The 25,614-nt window shown below is 31.3% G+C and carries 22 protein-coding genes and 1 riboswitch; of the genes, 9 read left to right on the forward strand and 13 right to left on the reverse strand.

All coding sequences use genetic code 11. From position 1 onward, the window contains the following. Positions 1–12: 12 nt before the first annotated feature. From D1817_03685 to D1817_03710, 6 genes are all read right to left on the reverse strand, one after another. Positions 13–633: a hypothetical protein gene (locus D1817_03685; protein ID AXT18998.1), complete on the reverse strand. Its 621-nt coding sequence runs from the start codon at positions 631–633 to the stop codon at positions 13–15. Then, a complete protein-coding gene (locus D1817_03690) occupies positions 634–1,200 on the reverse strand; it encodes a cysteine hydrolase (protein ID AXT18999.1) in 567 nt (188 codons plus the stop codon). 30 nt (positions 1,201–1,230) lie between these two features. Beyond that, positions 1,231–3,450, reverse strand: a complete 2,220-nt coding sequence (locus tag D1817_03695; protein ID AXT21220.1) for a M1 family peptidase — start codon at positions 3,448–3,450, stop codon at positions 1,231–1,233. 267 nt (positions 3,451–3,717) lie between these two features. Continuing rightward, complete coding sequence (locus tag D1817_03700; protein AXT19000.1) at positions 3,718–4,059, reverse strand: hypothetical protein; 342 nt, start codon at positions 4,057–4,059, stop codon at positions 3,718–3,720. 21 nt (positions 4,060–4,080) lie between these two features. After that, positions 4,081–4,536, reverse strand: a complete 456-nt coding sequence (locus D1817_03705) for a GNAT family N-acetyltransferase (protein AXT19001.1) — start codon at positions 4,534–4,536, stop codon at positions 4,081–4,083. Positions 4,537–4,705: 169 nt separating this feature from the next. Further along, on the reverse strand, positions 4,706–5,173 hold the full coding sequence (locus tag D1817_03710) for a nuclear transport factor 2 family protein (protein ID AXT19002.1): 468 nt from the start codon (positions 5,171–5,173) through the stop codon (positions 4,706–4,708). 279 nt (positions 5,174–5,452) lie between these two features. Between D1817_03710 and D1817_03715 the strand changes: the two genes are divergently transcribed. After that, on the forward strand, positions 5,453–5,980 hold the full coding sequence (locus D1817_03715) for an inorganic diphosphatase (GenBank protein AXT19003.1): 528 nt from the start codon (positions 5,453–5,455) through the stop codon (positions 5,978–5,980). A 115-nt stretch (positions 5,981–6,095) separates the two neighbouring features. Next, positions 6,096–8,528: a sodium-translocating pyrophosphatase gene (locus tag D1817_03720; GenBank protein AXT19004.1), complete on the forward strand. Its 2,433-nt coding sequence runs from the start codon at positions 6,096–6,098 to the stop codon at positions 8,526–8,528. 84 nt (positions 8,529–8,612) lie between these two features. Here the strand turns inward: D1817_03720 and D1817_03725 are convergent, their stop codons facing one another. From D1817_03725 to D1817_03750, 6 genes are read right to left on the reverse strand one after another with little or no spacing between them, the layout of a single operon-like run. Then, positions 8,613–9,290, reverse strand: a complete 678-nt coding sequence (locus tag D1817_03725; GenBank protein AXT19005.1) for an FKBP-type peptidyl-prolyl cis-trans isomerase — start codon at positions 9,288–9,290, stop codon at positions 8,613–8,615. A 24-nt stretch (positions 9,291–9,314) separates the two neighbouring features. Further along, complete coding sequence (locus D1817_03730) at positions 9,315–10,928, reverse strand: M1 family peptidase (GenBank protein ID AXT19006.1); 1,614 nt, start codon at positions 10,926–10,928, stop codon at positions 9,315–9,317. Between the two features lie 34 nt (positions 10,929–10,962). Next, positions 10,963–11,577, reverse strand: a complete 615-nt coding sequence (locus D1817_03735; GenBank protein AXT19007.1) for a deoxynucleoside kinase — start codon at positions 11,575–11,577, stop codon at positions 10,963–10,965. Between the two features lie 4 nt (positions 11,578–11,581). Then, complete coding sequence (locus tag D1817_03740) at positions 11,582–12,364, reverse strand: hypothetical protein (protein ID AXT19008.1); 783 nt, start codon at positions 12,362–12,364, stop codon at positions 11,582–11,584. Between the two features lie 33 nt (positions 12,365–12,397). Next, positions 12,398–13,081: a DNA-binding response regulator gene (locus D1817_03745; GenBank protein AXT19009.1), complete on the reverse strand. Its 684-nt coding sequence runs from the start codon at positions 13,079–13,081 to the stop codon at positions 12,398–12,400. After that, entirely contained in the window at positions 13,074–14,591 is a 1,518-nt protein-coding gene (locus D1817_03750; protein ID AXT19010.1) for a sensor histidine kinase, read from the reverse strand. Before D1817_03750 ends, D1817_03745 begins: the two co-directional genes overlap by 8 nt. Before the next feature lie 125 nt (positions 14,592–14,716). Between D1817_03750 and D1817_03755 the strand changes: the two genes are divergently transcribed. The 5 genes from D1817_03755 (at position 14,717) to D1817_03775 (ending at position 21,558) form a co-directional block, all read left to right on the forward strand. Further along, positions 14,717–15,073, forward strand: a complete 357-nt coding sequence (locus D1817_03755) for a hypothetical protein (protein AXT19011.1) — start codon at positions 14,717–14,719, stop codon at positions 15,071–15,073. A 15-nt stretch (positions 15,074–15,088) separates the two neighbouring features. Next, a complete protein-coding gene (locus D1817_03760; GenBank protein ID AXT19012.1) occupies positions 15,089–15,979 on the forward strand; it encodes a GLPGLI family protein in 891 nt (296 codons plus the stop codon). 105 nt (positions 15,980–16,084) lie between these two features. After that, complete coding sequence (locus D1817_03765) at positions 16,085–16,999, forward strand: GLPGLI family protein (protein ID AXT19013.1); 915 nt, start codon at positions 16,085–16,087, stop codon at positions 16,997–16,999. 38 nt (positions 17,000–17,037) lie between these two features. Further along, positions 17,038–19,851: a TonB-dependent receptor gene (locus tag D1817_03770; GenBank protein ID AXT19014.1), complete on the forward strand. Its 2,814-nt coding sequence runs from the start codon at positions 17,038–17,040 to the stop codon at positions 19,849–19,851. 153 nt (positions 19,852–20,004) lie between these two features. Next, entirely contained in the window at positions 20,005–21,558 is a 1,554-nt protein-coding gene (locus D1817_03775; GenBank protein ID AXT19015.1) for a M20/M25/M40 family metallo-hydrolase, read from the forward strand. A gap of 85 nt (positions 21,559–21,643) precedes the next feature. Here D1817_03775 and D1817_03780 read toward each other — a convergent pair whose 3' ends face one another. Continuing rightward, positions 21,644–22,897, reverse strand: a complete 1,254-nt coding sequence (locus tag D1817_03780) for a methionine adenosyltransferase (protein ID AXT19016.1) — start codon at positions 22,895–22,897, stop codon at positions 21,644–21,646. Positions 22,898–23,310: 413 nt separating this feature from the next. Then, positions 23,311–23,424: riboswitch (SAM riboswitch) on the forward strand. Positions 23,425–23,494: 70 nt separating this feature from the next. Here D1817_03780 and D1817_03785 point away from each other — a divergent pair. Then, on the forward strand, positions 23,495–24,496 hold the full coding sequence (locus D1817_03785; protein AXT19017.1) for an alpha/beta fold hydrolase: 1,002 nt from the start codon (positions 23,495–23,497) through the stop codon (positions 24,494–24,496). Beyond that, on the forward strand, positions 24,477–25,610 hold the full coding sequence (locus D1817_03790) for a hypothetical protein (protein ID AXT19018.1): 1,134 nt from the start codon (positions 24,477–24,479) through the stop codon (positions 25,608–25,610). The genes D1817_03785 and D1817_03790 overlap by 20 nt, the downstream gene beginning before the upstream one ends. The last annotated feature ends 4 nt before the right edge of the window (positions 25,611–25,614 follow it).

Consider the following 25,614-nt stretch of genomic DNA (forward strand, 5'->3'; position numbering starts at 1 on the left):
AAAAAAAGAAAATCATTTAGCTTTTTCTATAAAAATTTTCAATTGATTTTGAATTTCTTCAAATCTTATGTGCCCAAATTTATGATACAAAACCTCGTGATTATCATTAAACAAGATCATACTAGGCGTACCTTTTAATTGATTTAAAGTAAACGTCATTGAGATAACTTCTAAATTATTCAAATAATTTGCTACATGATCTTTAAAAAGTGATTTATCTGAATCTGAAAATGAATCGTAATTGAGATTTATAGAGCAAACATGATGTACTGCGTTTTTAATATCGGCATCATTCTCTATTTTTTTATCCATCGCAATAGGGAAATCTATTGAAAAAGGATAGGTGTCAAACCCTTCTTGCTGTAACGCTTTTTTTGTGTGCCCTATAACTTCATTTTTTTCAATTAATAAGTGAGTATTTTCAGTAGTATTATAGTTAAAATCTTCAAAAGCAGTAGAGAGACCTAAAAAAGAAATATCCTTATTAAATTCTTTATAGAGTTTATTTACTAACGGAATACCATATAAAAAGCAACCAGGACAGTTTACTTGAAATACAAAAAGGAAGTTTAGTTTTCTTAATTCAAAACTTCCTTTAAGTAGTTCGTTATAATGTAATGCTAATTTTTGCATTTATATTGAAGCTATTAATTCTTCACTATTCATAATTTCTGCAAACTCTTCTCTAAGATTTGCTAAAGTAGTATTATGAATAATGTCTGCACTATACACTTCACCATTAACACCAATTCTGTCGAATGTAGCAGTAGCATCAGAAATTAAAATGGTTTCAAAACCAAAATTCCCTGCCATTCTGGTTGTTGTAGAGATACAATGGTTCGTAGTTAACCCGACAATTACTAATGTAGATATATTTTGAGTTTCTAGCTGTGATTTTAAATCGGTACCAATAAACGCACTATTTACATTTTTTATAATCAGTGGCTCGTCGTTTATTGGTTTTAGATCTTCTTTCATTTCATGCCCTGGATGCGTATGATGCAATAAAGATTTTGGATCTTGAGAACTATGGATAATATGAAAAACAGGGAGTTTTAAAGCTCTCCACGTATCAAGAATGTCTTTAGATTTTTTTTCAGCATCTTTATTATTTCTGTTACCACCCCAATATGCTTCGTCATCAAAACCCTTTTGCATATCTATAAGTAGGAGTGCTGGATTTTTATCTTTTAAATTCATATTCATTTTTCCACGAAAGTGGAAGTCTCTTTAATTTTTATCTTTAAACTGATCAAACTGTGATTTTGTTTCAACTTTAGGAAACGAATTGTTATTCATATCTGTATCTGCAAATTCAAAATTAGGGTCTAAGTTTACTTCTTTAACCTGTTTTGCTTTTATAAATGTTTTCTTGATCTCATTTTCATTTAATCTCCAAATTGTAGCTGGTAATCTATCAATTTCTTTAGTACCGTCCGTGTAAATCCACTCAATAGTAACAGGCATTACAAGCCCTCCAACATTTTTAATAGTAAGTTCATAAATGTTCTTATCTAATAACTGTTTGCGTAATTCGGTATTATCAATTCGAGATAAAAATTGCCCATAACTTGCATCAGAAGCATTGTTCATGGTAATTACTTCAGGACCGCTAGAAAAATCTTTAGCCTTATTTCCTGAATTTTCTTCAGAAGCTTTAACGGCTACACTTTCTGTTTTGTCTTCAATATTCACTTCTTTTTTTACAGTAAACCATTTTACATTAGCTAATTCAATATCAACATGGTCTGTTGTAAAAAACCAACCTCTAAAAAACCAATCTAAATCTACAGCAGTAGCATCTTCTAATGTTCTGAATAAATCTGCCGGATTCGGGTGTTTGTATTTCCAACGGTTTGCATATTCTTTAAATGCCTGATCAAATAATTCTTTCCCAACAATTGAATTTCTCAGCATTTGCAACCCTACAGTTGGTTTTTGATAAAAATTAGCACCTATTCGGAATAAACTTTCACTATCCGAAGAGGTCATTATTGGTCGCATAATATCAGTATCACCACCCATATAAGGCACGATGCTTTTTGGTGTTGTATGATTAAAATCAGGATATTTCTCTGCTACTGTTCTTTGATGTAAAAAGGTGTTTAATCCTTCGTCCATCCACATCCACTGACGTTCGTCAGAACTCACAATCATAGGAAACCAATTGTGACCCACTTCGTGAATAATAGTTCCTATCATTCCTGCTTTAGCATTGTTAGACATTTTTCCGTTTGTAGCACGCCCTCCGTTAAAACTAATCATAGGAAACTCCATCCCGATATTAGAAGTATTTACAGAAATAGCTACAGGGTAAGGATAATCAAAAGTAGATTCAGAATATACCTCTAAAGCAGCAGCAACTGCTTTTGTAGATTCTTCAGACCATACTGGTAAGCCTTCTTTTGGATAAAAAGACATCGCCATAACTGTACTTTCTGATAATTTTACCGCTTGTGCATCCCAAATAAACTTACGAGACGATGCAAATGCAAAATCTCTTACGTTAGTGGCGTTAAACTTCCAGGTTTTTGTTTTCGTAGTTTTTTTCTTTTCGTTTGCTTTAGCTTCTTCAGGAGTTACAATTAACACAGGCTTATCATACGAAGTGCGTGCCTTATTCATACGTTTTATTTGTTCTTTGGTAAGCACAGCATTACTGTTTTGCAATGCTCCAGTTGAGGCTACAATATGATCTTCAGGAACCGTAATCTCTACATTGTAATCTCCAAACTCTAAAGCAAATTCACCTAACTTTTGAAACTGTTTATTTTGCCATCCCTCTGTATCTGTATAGGCTGCCATTCGTGGAAACCAATGCGCTATTAAATATACGGTATTATCATCTTCTGGGAAATACTCATAGCCTTCTCTGGATAACCTAAACAAACTTCTATCAGTAATATGGTAAGACCAATCAATAGAAAAAGAGATAGATTCACCAGATTTTAAGGGCGATTTTAATTGCAGTTTCATCATGGTATTATTCACTAAAGAAGTGATGCTTTCTCCCGAAGCGTCTTTTACAGATTTAATGGTATATCCAGCAGGAAAATCGATTGCTCGTGTTAAAATTTGCATATGTCTGGTATCCATACCATCTCTAATACCTCCCAAAGTTTCGCTAAATCCTTCGTTTTCTTTACGATTAACATTTTGATCTAACTGAATCCATAAGTAACTCAAATCATCAGGAGAATTATTGTAATAGGCAATAGTTTCTGTACCTGTAAGGATATTATTTTTTTCATCTAAACTGGCTTTAATCGTGTAATCTGCACGTTGTTGCCAATAATCTTTTCCTGGGGCACCACTGGCAGAGCGATAGCTGTTAACAGGCGTAATCATATTATCTATAGGTTCGAACTTGCCTTGCCAAGATTTTTTTTGAGCGCTGAGGTTTGAAGATAAAAACAGTGATAGAAATAAAAATAAAATAAGTCTCATGATCGTATTAGTCAATTAAAAATTAAGAGGCTACAAGATACTAAAATTCATATTAGAGAAAGTTATTTTAACAGTTAGAGAAATAATAAATTATATGAAAAACTGAAGAGTTCTTTTAATGTGATTGTATTATGATTAGTTGCTCTTTGTAGTCAAAATAGGAAAGAGGAAGTGGTCTTAAGGGAATTCGGAGAATTTTCGAATTAAATATTTATAAGACTCTAGCAATTGCTTATAAACGTTGCTAACCACTGTTTTAATTTTCTTTCTTTATTTCCTGAATGAGCTATATCCAATTATACTCCATATAATAAATAATCCAAATAAACCTATCCCTGCATAACCAAAAAATACACTAAACAAAAGTATTAGGCTAAATATTAGAGCTATAATTGTTACACTTTTTTTGGTTTTTCCAATAGACTTAGATTTTTTATTATGAATTAACTGATTTAAAAAGATTTCATCAGATTTTTTTAAATAATACTGAATTTGAGATTCTTCTAGACCTTCCTCTTTTAGCCTTTTTCTTATTTCGTTTGATGCAAAACCTTTTTCTCTCAATGAAATACTATAATCTAATTTGTTCATTTCACTAATGTTTGTAGTCATGCATTGTTGTAACCAGTTTTTTTATTTAAAATGCATTTTCATTCCTTCATGAGTTGAATTAAACCCTATATCTTCATAGAATTTAATTGCTTTCGGTCGCTTTTTATCAGTCGTTAATTGTAGTAAATGGGCATTCCGTTCTTTTGCTCTGTCAATTGCCCATTCAAACATTGTCTTTCCAATTCCAAGTCCTCTTTTGTCTTTTCTGATTCTTACCGCTTCTATTTGTGCTCGAATTCCGCCACGATAAGTCAGATATTGAATAAATGACAATTGCATAGTGCCTATAATTTCAGAATTTTTGTTTTCTACAACAATTAATTCCTGATTTTGGTCAGAATCTATATTTTCGAATGCGACAAGATATTCAATCGGCAAAGGTATTTGATAATTTTCTCTTGTTTTTCCGAGTTCATCATCTGCAATCATTTCTACAATTTTGGCAATATCGTTTTTGGTTGCTTTTCTAAATTTCATTTCCCAGTTCGTTTTTTCGAGCTTGTTGCTAACAGTCTTGGTGAGTAGTAGCAGATTTCTACTGATGAATTTTTCAGTTTTGCACTGACCTTTGTTTTATGTTTTTATCTTCATTTTATCAATTAAACCGCTATTACTTATTGCCGTGTTAAGTACTTTTTTTACTCAGCTACCAATATTCAAAAATTCTAGATATTTTTCCTTTTTCAAACTCAAAAAGAGTCACTTGTGACTCTTCTTCCTCAATTTCTTCTCCCTTTTTTATTATATAGATTCTTTCAACGACGACGACATTGAGTCCAATAATTTTATTTTGTATTTTAATACCCGTGATTTCTCCATTATATGCTCCATTTTTTTGATTTCGAACATAGCCATTGTACAAATCTTCCCGAGTATAAATTCCTCCATATTTTGGATGAATATAGGTAAATTTGTCAGTAAAAATTTCAAAAATCCTATCGATATCTTTTATTGTTGAGTTCGCCTGAAATGTTTTAAGGTTTAAGTCGTAATATTTTTTGACTACAATTTCTAATGAATCTTTATGAGCTTCAGTAACATCCTGTGCTATAATTTGATTCGTAGTGAAAAGAATTAGAACAATAGAAATAAATATTTTTAAATGTATTTTCATAATTGACTTTGTTTCCTGTGAGTTGTACCTAAGTAAGGATATGTTTACTGGTGTATATACACCCACTTAATATATACATTCTCAAATCTAATAAATTATTTATAATTGAAGTAGATTGTTAATTGTTTTTACTTGCTGCTATTTTAAGCTAACTATTGTTTTAATTATGCTGAATAATTGTTAAATGAAGCGAATATTTTTTGTTATAAACTCAAGTTTGTTTTAGTTGTCTAAACTTAAACACTTCTGTATCTTTGCAGCCACAAAAAAATAGAACATATGAGTCCACAAGGGCAACAAACATTTGATGTATTAATAGAAATCCCAAAAGGGAGTCGAAATAAGTATGAATATGATTTTGAATTAAATAAAATACGCTTTGATCGTATGTTGTTTTCTTCAATGATGTATCCTGGTGATTACGGATTTATCCCAGAAACTTTAGCTTTGGATGGCGATCCATTAGATGTTTTAGTAATGGGTACAGAGCCAACATTTCCGATGTGTGTGATGGAAGTAAAACCAATAGGGGTATTCCATATGGCAGATGAAAAAGGACCAGACGAAAAACTAATTTGCGTACCGGTTACCGATCCTATTTGGAATAGTTATAATGATATTACAGATTTAAACCCACACAGAAAAAAAGAAATCACTCATTTCTTTCAAGTGTATAAAGATCTGGAAAAAAAGAAAGTAGACGTTGGTGGTTGGGGAGATGCTAAAGAAGCTTACGATATTTTAAACAAGTGTGTTGATCGTTATGAAAATAGCGAATACAAAACAAGAGGAGATTTTACGATTTAGTAAATAAACTCACTTTAAGTTAGATAGGCCTCTTAATGAAAATTAAGAGGTTTTTTATTTCTGTTTGATTTTGTTACATTAGCGCAGCAAAAAAATAATCAAACAGAAAAATAGTATGGAATCAATGATGATTTATGTGCCAATTATATTGGCGGCTTTAGGTTTAATTTATATGATAATTAAACAAAAATGGGTAATGAAACAAGATGCTGGGGATGGCAAAATGAAAGAGATCTCAGACCACATTTATGAAGGCGCTTTAGCATTTTTAAATGCAGAATATAAATTGTTAACCATATTTGTAATTATAGTAAGTATTTTATTAACTATAGTTTCATTTATTGTTCCTACCACACATATTCTTATTGTAGTAGCATTTATTTTAGGAGCAATATTTTCTGCTTTTGCAGGAAACATAGGAATGAAAATAGCAACTAAAACTAATGTAAGAACTACACAGGCAGCTCGTACAAGCTTACCAAATGCACTTAAAATATCATTTGGTGGAGGTACGGTTATGGGACTTGGTGTTGCTGGTCTAGCAGTATTAGGTTTAACTGCATTTTTTATCTTTTTCTTTCACTTTTTTATGGGAGGTGAATGGACAAATACAATGGACATGACTGTTGTGTTAGAAACTCTAGCGGGATTCTCATTAGGTGCTGAGTCTATCGCATTATTTGCACGTGTTGGAGGTGGTATTTATACTAAAGCTGCAGATGTAGGAGCCGATTTAGTAGGTAAAGTAGAAGCAGGTATTCCAGAAGATGATCCTCGTAACCCAGCTACAATTGCTGATAATGTAGGAGATAATGTAGGAGATGTTGCAGGTATGGGAGCCGATTTGTTTGGATCGTATGTAGCAACAGTATTAGCAGCTATGGTATTAGGTAATTATGTAATTAAAGACATGGGTGGTTCGATCTCTGATGCATTTGGAGGGATAGGCCCAATTTTATTACCAATGGCTATAGCAGGTGCTGGTATTATTATTTCTATTATAGGAACAATGCTTGTGAAAATTAGTAGTAATGATGCTAAAGAAGCTCAAGTCATGGGTGCTTTAAATAAAGGGAATATTACTTCTATTATTTTAGTGGCAGCCGCATGTTTCGGGTTATGTACATGGATGTTACCTGAAACAATGAATATGGAATTTTTTGGAGAAGGATTACAAGAAATATCATCAATGCGTGTATTTGCAGCAACGATAGTTGGTTTAGTAGTAGGTGCAGTGATTTCGTCTGTAACAGAATATTATACAGGATTAGGTAAAAAACCAATTTTGCAAATCGTACAAAAATCAAGTACAGGAGCAGGAACAAATATTATCGCTGGTCTAGCAACAGGAATGATTTCTACATTCCCATCGGTACTTTTATTTGCTGGTGCTATATGGGCATCATACGCTTTTGCAGGATTTTATGGTGTAGCATTAGCGGCATCGGCAATGATGGCAACTACAGCAATGCAATTAGCTATTGATGCTTTTGGACCAATTTCTGATAATGCAGGTGGTATTGCAGAAATGAGTGAGCAAGAACCAATAGTGAGAGAGCGTACAGATATTTTAGATTCGGTAGGGAATACAACAGCAGCAACAGGGAAAGGATTTGCAATTGCTTCAGCAGCATTAACATCGTTAGCACTATTCGCAGCATATGTAACCTTTACAGGAATTGACGGAATTAACATCTTTAAGGCACCAGTTTTAGCAATGTTATTTGTTGGAGGGATGGTACCTGTAGTATTTTCAGCCTTGGCTATGAATGCTGTAGGTAAAGCTGCTATGGAAATGGTATACGAAGTACGCCGTCAGTTTAAAGAGATTGCTGGTATTATGGAAGGTACTGGAAAGCCAGAATACGATAAATGTGTAGCAATTTCTACAAAAGCATCGCTTAAAGAGATGATGTTGCCTGGATTATTAACTATTGGATTCCCGTTAATAATTGCTTTCGTACCATTAGCTTTTGGTATGGATAATTTGGCTATTGCTGAAATGTTAGGAGGTTATATGGCTGGAGTTACTGTTAGTGGAGTATTATGGGCTATCTTTCAAAATAATGCTGGTGGTGCTTGGGATAATGCTAAAAAATCATTTGAAGCTGGTGTAGAGATCAATGGTGAAATGACCTATAAAGGTTCTGAAGCTCATAAAGCTGCTGTAACAGGAGATACAGTTGGAGATCCATTTAAAGATACATCTGGACCATCAATGAATATCTTAATTAAATTAACATGTTTGATTGGATTGGTAATTGCTCCAATTTTAGGAGGACATGAAGAAGGAGAGACAGCTTATGCATCAAACGAAATTAAAAAAGAGATTAACGTTGAAATGAATTCAACAAATGGAGAAAATATTAAAGCAATTGTAACTGCAACAACAACTGAAAATGGAGATATTGTTACTGAGGAGAAAATTTTTGAAGGATCTAAAGAAGAGGTGGAAGCTAAGATTGAAATGATGAAAAAACAAACTTCAGCTGAAAATACTAGAAACAAGTTTCAAAGAATTAAAGAAGAAGTGAAGAAAGAGCATTAACTTTCTTTTCTCTATAAATTCAATAAAAAAGAGTCGTATATATTACGACTCTTTTTTATTTTAAATACTCTGTAAAATTTAAATTTATTTTGTTCCTAGTACTTCAATTTCAAAAAATAAAGTTGCATTTGGAGGAATGACTCCTCTTCCAGCGCCTCGACGCCCATAGCCTAATTTTGATGGTACTTTAATAAGTGCTTTACTACCAACAGTAAGTTTTTGTATAGCCTCATCCCAAGCTTTTATCACTTCTCCTTTACCAAGATTAAACTCAAAAGGTTCGTTGCGATCTACAGAACTATCAAATTTTTCACCGTTTTCTAAAAAACCAGAATAATGTACTTTTACACGTTGCCCTTTTTTAGGTAATGCTCCAGAACCTATAGTTAAAGTTTTGATGCCTAATCCAGATTCAGTGTAGATATGACCTAAATTCCAACTTTCTAATCGCCAAACTTTTAAAGCTTCTTGAATAAATAAGATGTCTGTAGCAGAAATCTTTGCTTTTTTATTTTCACTTATAGCAATTAAATCTTTTAGAGTTGCTTTTGAAGTTAAATCAATCGTTTTACTTTTTTTTCCTTTAGATAATAAAAATGTAGAAGCGCCGTCTGTAAAAGTGGCACAATATTCATTAAAGTTATTGTTTTGATAGCAAAACGTTAATGCATCTTTGTTTTCTTCACAAACTTCACATTGAGCGTAAGTAATAAAAGAAAACCCTATACATAGAGCTATTGAAAATACTAGTTTTTTATACATTTAATTCTATTTATGGGGATTGTTTTATTTTTTGTTTAACGACATTAGTTCGAATAATAACCATGTGTTTGGATCTAACTCAATAGACTCAACAGCCTTATTGATGGTTAAGTTTGTCTCTTGTGATTTTTGAGTTATAGACAATGTCGCTATCGATGAAGATCCATCAGTATGATAAAGTCTGACATCTAATGGGAAATCAAAATCCGATTGAGGCTGTACTTGATTTATATTTAATTTTACATTTGTGTTAGTAGCAGTCCAATTTACCTGTAATTTTGGATGCCCTGTTTGATATAACCATTGTTTAAAAAATACATCAAGTGATTTTCCTGATACAGATTCCATAACTTTTTGTAAATCTTCAGATAATGCATTTCCATATTTAAAAGTATTGTAGTAGCTACGAATACCTTCCCAGAAAATAATATCTCCTAACTCTTTACGAAGCATATGTAATGTCCAACCTCCTTTTTCATATGAATTGCGATTAAGAAGTTGCATATAATTTTCTATTTTGGTATTTATCGTGGGAACGAGAGATTGATTAGCGAAATTAATAATGGCTTTTCGCTGTGTTTTTTCTCTTTCAACAAATACATCACGACCGTATTTATGCTCAAAAAACAAGTTAGTGAAATAGGTGGCAAACCCTTCACTTAGCCATATGTGATGCCAATTGGCTTCGGATGCCGAATTACCAAACCATTGATGAGCAATTTCGTGCGCAATTAAAGCTTCACTACTACCAGTTCCAGTTACACTGCTTTCGGTATAAAAAATATTTCCTGCATTTTCCATTCCACCAAAACGTGTTTTAGATTGTACGTTGGCTAATTTTTTAAACGGATAATCACCAATATGACTCACAAAATAATCCATAATAGGAGAAGCTAAAGCGTAATCACTAAAACCATTATCTCGATCTTGAGGATATACCCAAGTTGAAATAGGAGTATTATTAATCTCACCCAAATTCTCTACTGCAAAGCGAGCAGCTCCAATCACCATAACTTTTGTTGGTATAGGGTCTACCATTTTCCATCTTGATAAAGTTTGTGTGTCTGAGATATTGGTTTCTTCAACTTTTATACCGTTACCAATAGTTTGATAATGAGAAGGCGCAGTAATAATCCACTCTACTGTTGCTTTATCAGATGGATGGTCTACAATTGGAAGCCAATTCTGCCCACGATCAGGCCAATTATCACCAAAAAAAGTACGTTCATTATGCTTATTTTTTGAGATAATTAATCCGTCTGCAGGAACTCCTTTATAAGTAATTTTATAAGTTCTAATTTCGTTAGGGGCAGTTTCGCTTATAGAAAAAACTAACTTTCCGTTTGCATGTGTATGTGATATAGTGTTTTCGTTTTCAGATGTAGTTACAACTTGCATCCCTGTATTTGTTGCTTCTTTTTTAACAAGATCTAACTGAAAATTTGTTATGACTTTTTTAAACTTAATTTTAATCTCTGCTATACCTTCAATTTCGTTAGTTGTATCGGAAAGTAAAATATTAAATTTATAATTTAAAACATCAATAGCATCATATCTTCTTTGATGTTTTTGTGCAGTTACATTTAAAGCTATTGCGAGAAAGAAAAGTAAACAGAAATATCTTTTAGGTGAAATCATAATTATTTTAAGAATGAATTAGAAGAATTTAGTTTTAAAATAAACCATTTATTTCAGCATCTATAGTATTAATAACAGTGCCTAAATCTTCGGGATTATCTACAAAATTTAAATCGTCAACATCTATAATAAGTAATTTCCCTTTGTCGTAACCATGAATCCAAGCTTCGTAACGCTCATTCAGCCTGCTTAAATAATCGATACTTATAGTGTTTTCGTATTCTCGACCGCGTTTATGAATTTGAGACACTAAATTTGGAATAGAGCTTCTTAAGTAAATTAATAAATCTGGGCCTTTAACTAAAGATTCCATAAGATCGAATAACGATTTGTAATTTTCGAAATCACGATTGGTCATCAAACCCATTGCGTGTAAATTGGGTGCAAAAATATGAGCATCTTCATATATGGTACGATCTTGAATAATGTCTTTTCCACTCTCACGTATTTGTAATACTTGACGAAATCTGCTATTTAAAAAATATACTTGCAAATTAAAGCTCCAACGTTCCATTTGATTGTAAAAATCATCTAAATACGGATTGTCCACTACATCTTCTAAATGAGCTTCCCATTTATAATGTTTTGCAAGTAATTTTGTAAGCGTAGTTTTTCCTGCGCCAATATTTCCAGCGATTGCAACGTGCATAATATTAATTAATTAGTAATTGATATTGATGAAGATATTCATTGTCGTAAATATACAAGGTTTCATTGGTTACAAAAAACTGATTTATCAACAATTCAGGTAATTTAATAGGCCTGATTTCAGTATCATTTTTTAATTTTAAAAAAAGACGATTGTCTTTAAGTAAAATTAAATTTTCGTTGCTTTCTGCAATATTAGTATATCCCATATTGCCCTCTTTAGTTACTAAACTGCCAAAATAACTATAGGTATAAATATGATTTTTAGTAAGTAGCCAACAGAAATTATAGTTGCTTTTTAAATCTAAAACCTCACCTTCGATAGGTTGTAATGGCTGAACACGAGTATTATTATTTTTATAATCATAAAGCTCTAATTGCTGAGTACCTTGATCAAATAACCATACGGTATTATCATTTCCGGTAGATACATGAGTAACGTTCCTAAATGGAGATAGTATATTAAAATCTATTCGGGTAATTTCGGCTAAGCGATTATCTAAAACTACTACTGTATTGAAATCTTTATAAAAAACATTAATTTTTAAAGAATTATATGCATTTGCAGAAGTTATCTCACCCAGCTGTACATTACTGTAGGTTGTGTTTTTAGAATTCTGACTTTTAACAAAAGTATTTTCTTGAGTGTAGAACAATGCTCCGAAATCATCAAACTTCACCAATAAACTGGCATATAAAGGTGTTTTTTTTATGAACTTAGTATCTATTTCTTGCTGAGCAAAAATAGAAATGGATAAAAATAAAATTATGTATTTAATGAGATGCATAGTGGGTTGAAAAATACAAAAATCAATCCACTTTTAACAGATTAACTTATATCCGAACCCTCTAACGTTTACAATTTGTATCGAATTGTCTTTTGCAAGTTTTTTTCGAAGTTTTGTAATAAAAACGTCCATGCTTCTCGCATTGAAAAAATCATCATTACCCCAAAGTTTATTTAAAATTAGAGTGCGATCTAAAACTTCATTTTTATTTTTTATTAAATGAAATAATAAATGTGCTTCACGATGAGTAAGTTGATGTTCATTTTCAGTCTTATATTGAAGTGTTTGTTTTGGAAAATCGAATGTAAAACTTCCAAACTTTAGAATTTTTGATGATTTTTGTTGTTTTGTTCGATCTAGTAAATTATGAATTCGAACAATAAGCTCTTCCATACTAAAAGGCTTCTTTAAATAATCGTTACCACCAATTGTAAACCCTTCAACCACGTCCTGTGTTTGTGATTTAGCAGTAAGAAATATAATAGGGATCACATCATTTTCTATACGAATTTCTTTTGCTAATGTAAAACCATCTTTTTTAGGCATCATTACATCTAATACTAATAGTTCGGGTTGCTCCTTTTTATAGGTGTTAAAAGCAATTTCACCATTCTCACAGAGTAAAACTTTAAAATTGCGTGTCTCTAAACTTTCTTTAATGATCAACCCTAATGCTGGTTCATCTTCTGCTAACAATATAGTGGTAGGCTTATGCATTTGGGAATGACAGTTTAAAAGTAGTTAAAGAATTTTCTATATCTAAATGAATAGCACCTCCATGTTTTTCAACAATCTTTTTAGCGTAATATAAACCTATGCCAAATCCTTTTATATCATGTGTATTTCCTTTTGGGATACGATAAAATTTATCAAAAATGTGCGCTGCATCAGTTTTTGTTAACTTACCGCCATTATCAGAAATAATAACTGTAAAGGCGATAGTTGTTTGTTTTAAATCTACTGAAATTACATCTCCTCCATATTTAATAGCATTGTCAACTATATTATTAATTGCATTCTCAAAATGAAAAGCATCTACCTTAGCCATTAAGGTGTCTGAAGATGTAGTAAAAGAGACAGTCTTCTCTTTTGTCTGCATACGATGCTTATTAATAATTAGATTTAACAAATCGGTAATATTTATTTCTTCTTTATTCAAATTTAGGTTTTCACTATCTAATGTAGCGGTCTCAAGTAGTTTTTCGACCATTATATTTAATTTAGATAGCTGCCTGCCAGACATATCTAAATAGTTTTTTGTCTTCTCTTTATTATCTATAATATTAAAATCCTTAATACTTTCTAAAGCAACACCAATAGTAGCAATAGGAGTTTTGAATTCGTGGGTAATGTTACTTATGAAATCATTTTTAACCTCGGCTAATTGCTTTTGATGTTTTATAATTCGTAATAAATAGAACAGACAACTTATAACAGCTAAAATAAGTAGTGTAGAAATTAAAATACCTGATAAAATTCGTTTTAAAATAATTTTAGTTTCATTAGAGAAATGAGCATTTAACACTCCATTTTTAGGCAAGAAAACAGATTTTGATGATGTACTCAGTGTTGAATTTTCAATATTCGCTTTATTGAGATGTTGAGGGGTCTTATAATTTTCTTCAAATGACAAGCCGTGACTTATAGTTATATTTTTTCGATGTAATTCATCAATAAAAAGTGAATCCATTTGACTTAAATTAATAGAATCATTAGAGATTGAAAGAACAATTTGAGTTGTTAAAAATTCTACGTTTTTTAATAAAATAGTATCATTAGGATTGTTAATAGCTCTGACTCTATTGTTTTGAGATGAAGATTTCCAGAACTCGTGCTTGTTTTTATTATCTCTTAAAAAAGAATCCGTTTTGATACCTCTATAAATAGATATATTTTTAATAGAGTTTTTATTTATAGAATCGAGACAGCAAAATGAATTATTTATAGAATCAATTTTTATTTTTTTTAAAATACTGTCAAGTGCTTTATCTCTTTTTTTGTTGCTATCTCCATATTTAGAATTTATACTAAATCCAATAGTATTTTTTTTAGCTAAATTCTCATAATAACTATCTACAGCATTATCAAGACTTATTTGTACATCATTAATAAACTGTTGCTTATTAATGAGATAATTTTTATAATTCCAATATACTTGTATGCTAATAGTACCGAGGATTACAAAAACAATAGTATATAAAATCCACCTGTATTTCACATCGTTCATAAATCAAAAGTAAATGTTAAAATGTATTAAAACTAATCGCTTAACACTAGTTAACACTAGTTAACTTTTAAATTGATTAATCATTATCATCTTTGTGATGTAAAAATCAAAAAACAAACAATTTTATGAGAATAACCATTACTTTATTAATGCTGATGATTTCAATTTTGAGTTTCGCTCAAAAGGTGAATGAAAGCGAAACATATTTGGAAAACTTAAAAATAGAATTAAAAGTAGATGTTGTAGAAGATCTGCGAAAAATGGAAATTAATGGTATGCAATCATTATTTAAAGACTTAAAAGAGAATACTCCAGTTGAATTTAAAATTGTTTTTAAAGAAAAAAAGTCAAAACGGAATGATTTAGAGTTTTCAGAAAAAGTTTCGATAACAGTTGATGGAAATTCAAATAATATTGAGAAATTTATTAGTGATGTAAAAGAAATAAAGAAACAAGCGATAAACTATTTAAATAAAAAATAATAAAAACAACTAATTATGAAAACGTTAATTAAATTACTCACGTTCGCCATTGTGTTAATGGTTACTGAAGCTTATGCAATTCAAGACTTTCAAGGTGTCGCAACCTATAAAACACTTACTAAATTAGATATTGATGAAGATCAGCTTAAAGGGAGTGGTGGTAGTGGACTTTCTGCAGATATGCAAGAGAAAATAATGGCAGCGTTAAAAAAAGGATCTCAACAAACGTATACACTTGAATTTGATAAAACACAATCTATTTATAAGAAAGAAGAAAAATTGGCAGCACCACAACCTAATAGCGGAAATTTTAATATAGCAATTAATTTTAGTGGAGGAATAGGAGATGTATTATATAAAAACACAAAAGAAAATAGATATACTAGTGCAAATGAATCTTATAGCAAATTGTTTTTAGTGAAAGATAAACTTCAAGAGCATGATTGGAAATTAGAAAAAGAAACGAAAAATATTGGAGAGTATACTTGCTTTAAAGCTACTAAAACATTTACAAGAACAGTAAACGTGAGTAGTTTTACTAGTTTTAGCACTAATGATAAAAATAAAGAAGAGAAAGAAAATAAAGAGCCAGAAACAAGAGAAGAAGAAGTAACTATTACTGCTTGGTACACACCACAAATACCAGTAAGTACTGGACCAAATATTTATCACGGACTCCCAGGGTTAATACTTGAGATTAACGACGGAAGAACCACAACTATATGTAGTAAAATTGTATTAAATCCTAAAAATAAAATAGAGATTAAAGAGCCTAAAAAAGGAAAAAAAGTAAGCCAAGCTGAGTTTGATAAAATTATGGAGAAAAAACGTAAAGAACAAGAAGAACAATTTAGGTCTAGAAGTAGAGACGGTGTTGTAAGAGAAGTAATCCGAATAGGAGGTTAATTTTTAAGAATACTTTAACTATTGACAGTTAAACTTTACAATGTGTTTAGAGTCTAACGTGTGTAAAAGATTTAATTTTACATATTTATAACTAAACTCATTGTGATGAAATTAACCCTTACTAAACTGAAATATACATTTTTATTGGCATTTATTGTCAATATAAGTAATGCTCAAAAAGATTTCCAAGGTGTGGCAACTTACGAATCTAAAACTACTATAGATTTAGATAATATTGGAGGTGGCCGTGGTGGTAGGCAACTAACTGAAGAACAAAAAAAACAATTCGCTGAGCGTATGCGAAGAAACTTAGAAAAAACGTACACATTACGTTTTAATAAAACGGAATCCATGTATAAAGAACAAGCAAAATTACAAGCACCTACAGCTGGAGGGCGAGGCGGAAGAGGTTTTGGAGGTTTTGGAGGTAGTTTTACAGGCGGAGATCAATATAAAAACGTAAAAGATGAGCAATTACTTCAGGAACAAGAATTTTTTGGAAAACAATTCTTAATAAAAGATGATCTTAAAAAGCTAGAATGGAAAATGGAGAATGAATCGCGCCAAATAGGACAATACCTGGCTTTTAAAGCCACAGCTGTGAAAAAAGTTGATGATGCAGATTTCGGTAATTTTTTCAGACGTGGTAGAAATAATAATAATGAGACTGCAAAAGATTCGACGGCGACTGATAAATCAGAAGATGAGCTTGTTAAATCAAGAGAAGTTGTAGTTACAGCATGGTATACGCCTCAAATCCCAGTGAATCAAGGACCAGGAGAATATTGGGGTTTACCAGGATTAATTTTAGAGGTAAGTGAGGATAGAACAACTATTTTGTGTTCTAAAATTGTAATAAACCCAGGAGAAAAAGAAGAAATTAAAGTACCATCTAAAGGTAAAGAAGTTACTAAAACAGAGTATACTGAAATTATAAACAAAAAAATGATAGAATTACGAGAGAACTTTAGAGGTCGTGGCCGAGGTGGTAATGGTGGTGGCAGACGAGGCGGTAATTAATAAATCTAATCAAAACACGAACTAATCAAAAAACACAAATGAAACATCTATTAACTACTATTCTACTATTAGTAGTAGGAACTACTTTTGCTCAAATTAAAATGGAAGGTGTTGTAAAAGACAGCTTAGGAGTATCATTAGAATTAGCAAATGTTATTGCAATCAATCAAGAAACAAATGCTTTAGAATCTTTTGGAATTACGAATGAAGAAGGGAAATACAAGTTAGATTTAGAAAAAAATACAGCTTATAGAATTCAAGTGAGTTATATAGGTTATAAAGCCATTGATGAAGTTCTTACCACAAAAGAAGAAAATATTAAAAGAGATTTTGTTTTAAATGAAGACAACTCATTAGATGAGATAGAACTAGTATATGAAATACCAGTAACTATTAGCGGTGATACTATAACTTATAATGCAGATTCATTTAAAAAACCTACAGATCGAAAGTTAGGAGATTTATTAAAAAACCTTCCTGGTGTCGAAGTTAATGATGCTGGAGAAGTAGAAGTAGAAGGTAAAGCTGTTTCAAAATTAATGGTGAATGGAAAAGATTTTTTTGATGGAGATACCAAACTGGGAACTAAAAATATACCATCAAATGCAGTAGATAAAGTTGAAGTTTTAAAAAACTTTGCAGAAGTAGGGCAATTAAGAGGCGTACAAGATAATTCAGATAATGTTGCTTTAAATATTAAGTTAAAAGAAGGAAAAGAAAATTTTTGGTTTGGAGATATTACTGCTGGAGGGGGACAATCTGGGGATTTAAATGTAGATGGAAGTAATGGAGCTGCTAGTAGTACAATTTTAGAAGGAAGTGAGTTATATTTATTTCAACCCAAATTATTTTATTATAGCCCTAAATACAGTATTAATTTTATTGGTGATATTAATAATATAGGTGAAGCTGCATTAACACGCCGTGATATTTTTGGATTTTCAGGAGGATTCAGAGCTCCTAGTGCTAATAGTGGTACAAGTATTAGTTTAGGAAATAATAGTATAGGGTTTTTAGCTGCTCAAAATAATGGAGCACTAGATGTAAATACAAAATTAGGAGCAGTTAATTTTAGTTATTCTCCTAAAAAGACCTTGGATTATAGTGGATTTGCCATTTTTTCGAGTAGTAGAGTTGATACACAACGAAATAGCTCTACAGTGTTTACAGATAATAATATAGCACCAGACGAGGATACTGAAAATAGTGAGAGAGAACGTTCAAATATTGGATTGTTTAAATTTAGTACTAAATATAAGCCTAACCTTAGTAATCAATTAGAATACGATATACAAGGAAGAGCATCAAAAAATTCTGTAGATCAAAACTTTTTCTCTTCAGTAACAGGTAATACATTAGAAGCTCAAGATGAAACCCCTTTTAGTATTACTCAAAGTTTAAATTATTATTATACACATAATGAGAATAATATTTTTGCATTATCGGCACAATATTTAATTCAAGACGAAGATCCATTTTATAATGCATTGTTAGAAAATAATGCATTAAATAATGATGGAGATCCGAATGACCCAAACCCTGATAATCGTCCTGATGCATTTGATGATACAGCAGAAGGTTTAGGTTTAGATCGTACGTTAGATAATTACAATATTTCTCAAGAACGTCGTGTTAAAACAAACCAATTAGATGCAAAATTAGATTATTGGAATGTGTTGAACGATAAGAGTAATATTAATTTAACCTTAGGGGTTATTTCTAGCCAACAAGATTTTAATTCTAATTTATTTCAACGTTTAGGCGAATTTTCTAACTCTCCTATTTTTAACCCTACACCTTTATTTAATGATGGTTTAGATTCTAATGACATAGAGTATAACTTTACAGACCTTTATTTAGGAGTACATTATCAAGTTAAAGCAGGTATTTTTACCTTAACACCAGGGTTTAAAGTGCATTCATATAATGTGAATAATAAACAATTTGGAGAAGAGTTTGACGACGATTTCTTTAGAATATTACCAGATTTCACTGCGAGAATTCAATTTAAAAGAAGTGAAAGCCTTCGACTTAATTATCGTGTACAAACACAATTTAATGATGTAAATCAATTTGCTCGAGGTATAGTATTAAATAATTTTAACTCTTTATTTATTGGTAACCCAGAATTAGAGAATGCCCTATCACATAATGTAAGTTTAAACTATTCTAGCTTTAATTTGTTTAACTATACGAATGTATTTGGTAATATAACTTATAGAAAAAGCATAGATCAAGTACAGAGTCAAACCGATTTCTCTAGTGTAGTAAGAACGCGAACGCCATTTAATTCTACTTTAGATAACGAAACGATTTCTGCTTTTGGGAGTTACCAACGTACGTTCAATAAAATAAGAGGAACTATTCGAGGAAATTTTAGTTACTCTAAATTTAATCAACTGATACAAGGAAGACCTTCAGTAAATGAGAATTATAATCAAAATTATACAGCACAACTGCGTACTAATTTTAGAACAGCACCTAACGTACAGTTAGGTTATGGATATACAATTTCGGATAATAATCAAGGAGGACGTAATACAAAGTTTTATACTAATGCTCCTTCAATAGAATTTGATGCTTATATTTTTAAGGCTTTAACGTTTAGGACTAATTATAATTATAATAGAGTGAGTGATGATAGCGGTACACTTAATACGTTTGACGTTTGGAATGCTACGTTATCCTATAGGAAAAATGCAGATGCTAAATGGGAATATGAAGTTAAAGCAACTAATTTACTAAATACAGAATCTAGAACGAATACAGGGACTAGTGCATTTTCAGTAAGTGTAAATGAAACATTTATACAACCACGATATATAACTTTTAGAGTGAGATATCAATTGTAATAAATTATATAAGTAATTTAATTTAAAAAAGGAATTGCATTTATGCAGTTCCTTTTGGTTTTGTTAAATACTGCTTAACAAATACTCAATTGTAAAAATAAGTTGTAATTTGAAACGCTTATTAAACTAAATAATAACCAAACCAATATAAAAATGAAGTATGTATTTAAAATCTTGACTGTAAGCCTTTTTCTTTTAGGCTATACAATTCAAGCGCAACAAGCTAAAGATCCAGTAATTGAAAACATTATTAAAGAAGCAAATGAGAATTCTCAATTAGAACGTTTAGCTCATGAACTTTTAGATGTTGTAGGCCCGAGATTAGTAGGAACTCCACAAATGAAACAAGCCAATGATTGGGCAGTCTCTAAATATAAAGGCTGGGGTATTTCTGCCAAGAATGAGAAATGGGGAGAATGGCGTGGATGGGAGCGTGGGATTACCCATATTGATATGGTATATCCACGAATACAAACTTTAAGTGGTACACAATTAGCTTGGAACCCTAGTACATCTAGTGAAGGTGTAACTGCAGAAATGATTGTACTTCCTGAAGTAAAAGATGCAAGCGATTTTAAAAATTGGCTACCAAATGTAAAAGGAAGATTAGTAATGATTTCAATGAAAGAACCAACTGGACGACCTGATTATAATTGGGAAGAATTTGCGACAGAAACTTCTATTGAGAAAATGAGGAAAGAACGCCGTGAACAAACTACAAAATGGAGAGAAAATATACAACGTACAGGTTATAATGGGCGAAGTATTATTACTGCTTTAGAAGATGCTGGTGCAGCAGGAATTGTTTCTAGCAGATGGTCAAGAGGTTTTGGAGTGAATAAAATATTTAGTGCTAGAACAAAAAAAATCCCTACTGTAGATTTAGAATTAGAAGATTATACGATGTTATATCGTATGGTAGAATACGGTGACAAACCTCGAATTAAAATTGTAGCAGAATCTAAAGAATTAGGGCGTGTACCTAATTTTAACACTATTGCAGAAATTAAAGGGTCTGAAAAGCCAGATGAGTATGTGGTGTTATCAGCACATTTTGATTCTTGGGATGGAGGTACCGGAGCTACCGATAATGGTACAGGAACCTTAGTAATGATGGAGGCTATGCGTATTTTAAAGAAAATGTACCCTAACCCAAAACGTACAATTTTAGTAGGACATTGGGGAAGTGAAGAGCAAGGCTTAAATGGATCTAGAGCTTTTGTAGAAGATCATCCTGAAATCACAAAAAATATTCAAGCAGTTTTTAATCAAGATAATGGTACTGGTCGTGTTGTAAATATATCTGGACAAGGATTTTTAAATGCATATGATTATTTAGGACGTTGGTTGCAAAAAGTGCCTAGAGAAATTACTAGCGAAATAAATACAAATTTCCCTGGATTCCCTGGAGGTGGTGGATCTGATTATGCATCATTTCTAGCAGCAGGCGTACCTGCATTTAGCTTAAGTTCTTTAAGCTGGTCGTATGGAACATACACATGGCATACCAATCGTGATACCTATGATAAAATAGTATTTGATGATGTGCGTAGTAATGCAATTTTAACAGCAATATTAGCTTATATGGCTAGTGAAGATCCAGAAAAAACATCTAGAGAAAAAATTAAGATGCCTATAAATCCAAGAACAGGAGAAAAACGTACGTGGCCATCACCAAGATCTCCACAACGTAATGGTGGTCAGTGATTAAGATAATTTTTTGAATAACCTGATAAAAAAAGCCTCGCAAATTTGCGAGGCTTTTTTTATTTATTAAATAATAACAACTTATCTATATATTAAATGCTGCTTTTACTTTATCAACATAATCTAATTTCTCCCAAGTAAATAACTCAACATTCATAGTCTTTGGTTCTCCATTAGGTTGAGTAAACGTTTTAGATACCATTTCATTTTCACGCCCCATATGACCATAAGCAGCAGTTTCACTATACATTGGTTGACGCAACTTTAATCTATCTTCAATTGAAGCTGGACGCATATCAAAAACTTCAGATACTTTTTCTGCAATTTCACCATCGGTCATGTTAAACGAGCAGGTTCCATAAGTGTCAATAAAGATTCCCATTGGCTCAACAACTCCAATAGCATAGGAAACCTGAACCAAAACTTCATCACAAACACCAGCAGCAACTAAATTTTTAGCAATATGTCGTGTTGCATAAGCAGCACTTCTATCTACTTTACTTGGATCTTTTCCAGAAAATGCACCACCACCATGAGCACCTTTCCCACCATAAGTATCTACTATAATTTTACGGCCAGTTAAACCAGTATCTCCATGAGGTCCACCAATTACAAATTTTCCGGTTGGATTTATGTGATAAGTAATATCATTATTAAATAATACCTGTATGTGTTCTGGTAATTTAGCAACAACCCTAGGAATTAAGATCTCAATAATATCTTTCCTTATTTTAGTGAGCATTGCTTCGTCATTGTCAAAATCATCATGCTGTGTAGATACTACAATAGCATCAATACGCTGAGGTATATTATCATCGCTATATTCAATAGTTACTTGACTTTTTGAATCTGGCCTTAAATACGCAATATCACTATTCTCTCTTCGTAAATCTGCAAGTTCAATTAAAATACGATGCGCTAAATCTAAAGCTAAAGGCATATAGTTTTCAGTTTCTTTTGTCGCATAGCCAAACATCATACCTTGATCTCCTGCACCTTGTTCTTCTTTAGTATCTCTATCTACACCTCTGTTTATATCGTCCGATTGTTCGTGTATTGCAGAAAACACACCACAAGAATTACCATCAAACATATACTCACTCTTTGTATATCCAATCTTATTAATAGTTTCTCTTGCTATTTTTTGAACATCTAAATAAGTTTTTGATTTTACTTCTCCAGCAAGCACAACTTGTCCTGTAGTTACTAGAGTTTCGCAAGCTACTTTAGAGTCTTTATCAAATGCTAAAAAATTGTCAATTAAAGCATCACTAACTTGATCTGCTACTTTATCTGGATGTCCTTCAGAAACACTTTCTGAAGTAAATAAATATGCCATATTTTGTTTTTCTTTAATATGAAAGATTTGACGAAAGCGTCTAAGGAAGTTTACACTGCCTTTAGCATTTTTATATTCAAATTACTTTTTAAATTTCAGCTATTTGAAAGAGGTTGCAATCAGTCAAATTTATCCTCATTAATATATTTGGCAAAAGTAAAAAATTAAATGACTATTAAATAATCATTTAATGATTTATTATAGATTTAAAGAAGCGAAAAATATAAGAGCTATCAAAAAATAATGATCGAACTAGTTGATTTTGTATGCGTTGGAATACCAGATTTGTAGTATTAAAAACAAAGCTTGAAAAAGAGAGTAGTGAAAATTAAAAAAATAAATCAATAAAAAAGTTTGGATATTAAATTTTTATGATTGAATATTTGCACTCACAAAGTTCAAACACATACTGAATGTTATCAAGAAAGGCAGAGGGATTAGACCCGGTGAAGCCTTAGCAACCCTTTAATTTTTTAAAGAAGGTGCTAAATTCTACCAATGTATTTTTACAAAAGGATAGATAACCCACGATTATTACTCATATAAGAGTCATATGCTTTTCTTATAACATTTATTAAAATATATAAATGTTACACTGTGAAAAGTAAATTACAATACATACAGATTTCAGATTTTTTTACACAAAATCAAACTCATTTTACTGAGCTTACACTTAGCTATCAGCTATTTGGACAACCTTTAGGAGATGCCCCTGTAGTTTTAGTTAATCATGCATTAACAGGTAATAGTAATGTGACTGGTAAGAATGGGTGGTGGTCAGAACTAATTGGAGAAGAAAAAGTTATAGATACTAATGTTTATACTATTATCGTATTTAACATTCCTGGAAATGGATATGATGGATTTTTAATTGAGAATTATAAAGATTTTGTTGCTGCAGATATCGCAAAACTTTTTCTATTAGGATTAGAAGCACTTAAAATTAAAAAACTATACGCTATTATTGGTGCATCACTAGGTGGTGGACTATCTTGGGAAATAGTAGTGCAACACCCAAATATTACAGAACATTTAATCCCTATCGCTTCTGATTGGAAATCTACAGATTGGCTTATAGCTAATTGCCGTGTTCAAGAACAGTTTTTAGAAAACTCAAAAAAACCAGTACACGATGCGCGCATGCATGCAATGTTATGTTATCGATCTCCACAATCGTTTAAACAGAAATTTCAACGTAGCATTAATGATAAATTAAAGATATTTAATATAGAAAGTTGGCTGTTACATCATGGTGAAAAATTGCAAGAACGTTTTCAACTTTCAGCATATAAATTAATGAATCAATTATTAAAAACAATTGATATTACTAAGGGGGAATATAATGATTTGGAAGTATTAAAAACAATAACTTCAAAAATTCACATTATTGCAGTAGACTCTGATGTCTTTTTTTCAGCAGAAGAAAATAAAGAAACCTATGAATCTTTAAAATATATTCATCCTGATGTAACTTATAATGAGATTGTATCGCCACATGGGCATGATGCATTTTTAATAGAATACGAAAAGTTAAACAACATATTAAAAGAAATTTTTAATCCAGTTAAAATAAATAAAAATGAGCAAATTAAAGCTTAATGATACCTCAGTAGAAGAAGCAAATGCTTTTAAAACAATAAATTTAGCCATTTTTGGACATGGCTTAGTAGGTGGAACTTTAGTGAATCAAATTATTGCTTCTGCAAATACTATAGAGACCAAACAAGCAAAACGTTTTAATATTTTTTGTGTTGCAAATTCTAAACATGTATTGTTAGATAAAAACGGTATAAACAAAGGATGGGAAGAAGCAATTTTGGCTATCGATAAAAAATATACGATTCAAGATGTAATCTCTTATGCAAAAACTCATCACTTAGATAATTTAATTGCTGTAGATAATACGGCAAGTAAAGATTTTGTAGTGAATTATATCCCTTTAGTAGAAGAAGGGTTTCATTTAGTATCTTCTAATAAAATAGCAAATACTTTAGATTTAGAGTTTTATAACGATTTACGAAATAACCTCAAAAAATATCAAAAACAATATCTGTATGAAACCAATGTTGGTGCAGGCTTACCATTAATAGATACAATTAAATTACTACATCTCTCAGGAGAAAATATTACTCGCATAAGAGGAGTGTTTTCAGGATCTTTAAGTTATGTGTTTAATACTTTTTCTGCTGAAGATAAACCGTTTGGAGAAGTGCTTCAAACTGCTATAAATAATGGGTTTACTGAGCCTGATCCGAGAGAAGATTTATGTGGCAATGATGTTGCAAGAAAGTTATTAATATTAGCTCGGGAATTAGAATTGTATAACGAATTTGAAGATGTGAAAATTCAAAATTTAATTCCAGAAGTATTAAGAAACGTCACTGCTTTAGAGTTTTTAAAATCTCTAGATAAATTAAATGAAAATTATAAAACAATAAAAACAAATCAAGAATCTGGGCACGTATTGAGGTACATAGGTGATTTATATGGTGATTTATCAGATCATTATGGAGGTGTATTAGAAGTAAAATTAGTTTCTGTTCCAGAAGGATCTCCTTTAGGATCATTAAAAGGATCAGACTCTATTTTCGAAATTTATACCGAATCTTATGGAGAACAACCATTAATTGTACAAGGTGCTGGTGCTGGTGCAAAAGTGACAGCTAGAGGCGTATTTGGAGATATTTTAAGAGTTACACAAAAAAATAATTAATATT

Source organism: Flavobacteriaceae bacterium (genome assembly GCA_003443635.1).
In the GTDB taxonomy this organism is placed as follows: Bacteria; Bacteroidota; Bacteroidia; order Flavobacteriales; family Flavobacteriaceae; genus AU392.

Coding starts and splice junctions, on each gene's coding strand:
- D1817_03740 (AXT19008.1), bottom strand. CDS start 12,364: ATGCATCTCATTAAATACATAATTTTATTTTTATCCATTTCTATTTTT.
- D1817_03765 (AXT19013.1), top strand. CDS start 16,085: ATGAAATTAACCCTTACTAAACTGAAATATACATTTTTATTGGCATTT.
- D1817_03715 (AXT19003.1), top strand. CDS start 5,453: ATGAGTCCACAAGGGCAACAAACATTTGATGTATTAATAGAAATCCCA.
- D1817_03735 (AXT19007.1), bottom strand. CDS start 11,577: ATGCACGTTGCAATCGCTGGAAATATTGGCGCAGGAAAAACTACGCTT.
- D1817_03750 (AXT19010.1), bottom strand. CDS start 14,591: ATGAACGATGTGAAATACAGGTGGATTTTATATACTATTGTTTTTGTA.
- D1817_03710 (AXT19002.1), bottom strand. CDS start 5,173: ATGAAAATACATTTAAAAATATTTATTTCTATTGTTCTAATTCTTTTC.
- D1817_03770 (AXT19014.1), top strand. CDS start 17,038: ATGAAACATCTATTAACTACTATTCTACTATTAGTAGTAGGAACTACT.
- D1817_03755 (AXT19011.1), top strand. CDS start 14,717: ATGAGAATAACCATTACTTTATTAATGCTGATGATTTCAATTTTGAGT.
- D1817_03705 (AXT19001.1), bottom strand. CDS start 4,536: ATGAAATTTAGAAAAGCAACCAAAAACGATATTGCCAAAATTGTAGAA.
- D1817_03775 (AXT19015.1), top strand. CDS start 20,005: ATGAAGTATGTATTTAAAATCTTGACTGTAAGCCTTTTTCTTTTAGGC.
- D1817_03790 (AXT19018.1), top strand. CDS start 24,477: ATGAGCAAATTAAAGCTTAATGATACCTCAGTAGAAGAAGCAAATGCT.
- D1817_03725 (AXT19005.1), bottom strand. CDS start 9,290: ATGTATAAAAAACTAGTATTTTCAATAGCTCTATGTATAGGGTTTTCT.
- D1817_03700 (AXT19000.1), bottom strand. CDS start 4,059: ATGACTACAAACATTAGTGAAATGAACAAATTAGATTATAGTATTTCA.
- D1817_03745 (AXT19009.1), bottom strand. CDS start 13,081: ATGCATAAGCCTACCACTATATTGTTAGCAGAAGATGAACCAGCATTA.
- D1817_03690 (AXT18999.1), bottom strand. CDS start 1,200: ATGAATTTAAAAGATAAAAATCCAGCACTCCTACTTATAGATATGCAA.
- D1817_03730 (AXT19006.1), bottom strand. CDS start 10,928: ATGATTTCACCTAAAAGATATTTCTGTTTACTTTTCTTTCTCGCAATA.
- D1817_03760 (AXT19012.1), top strand. CDS start 15,089: ATGAAAACGTTAATTAAATTACTCACGTTCGCCATTGTGTTAATGGTT.
- D1817_03780 (AXT19016.1), bottom strand. CDS start 22,897: ATGGCATATTTATTTACTTCAGAAAGTGTTTCTGAAGGACATCCAGAT.
- D1817_03720 (AXT19004.1), top strand. CDS start 6,096: ATGGAATCAATGATGATTTATGTGCCAATTATATTGGCGGCTTTAGGT.
- D1817_03685 (AXT18998.1), bottom strand. CDS start 633: ATGCAAAAATTAGCATTACATTATAACGAACTACTTAAAGGAAGTTTT.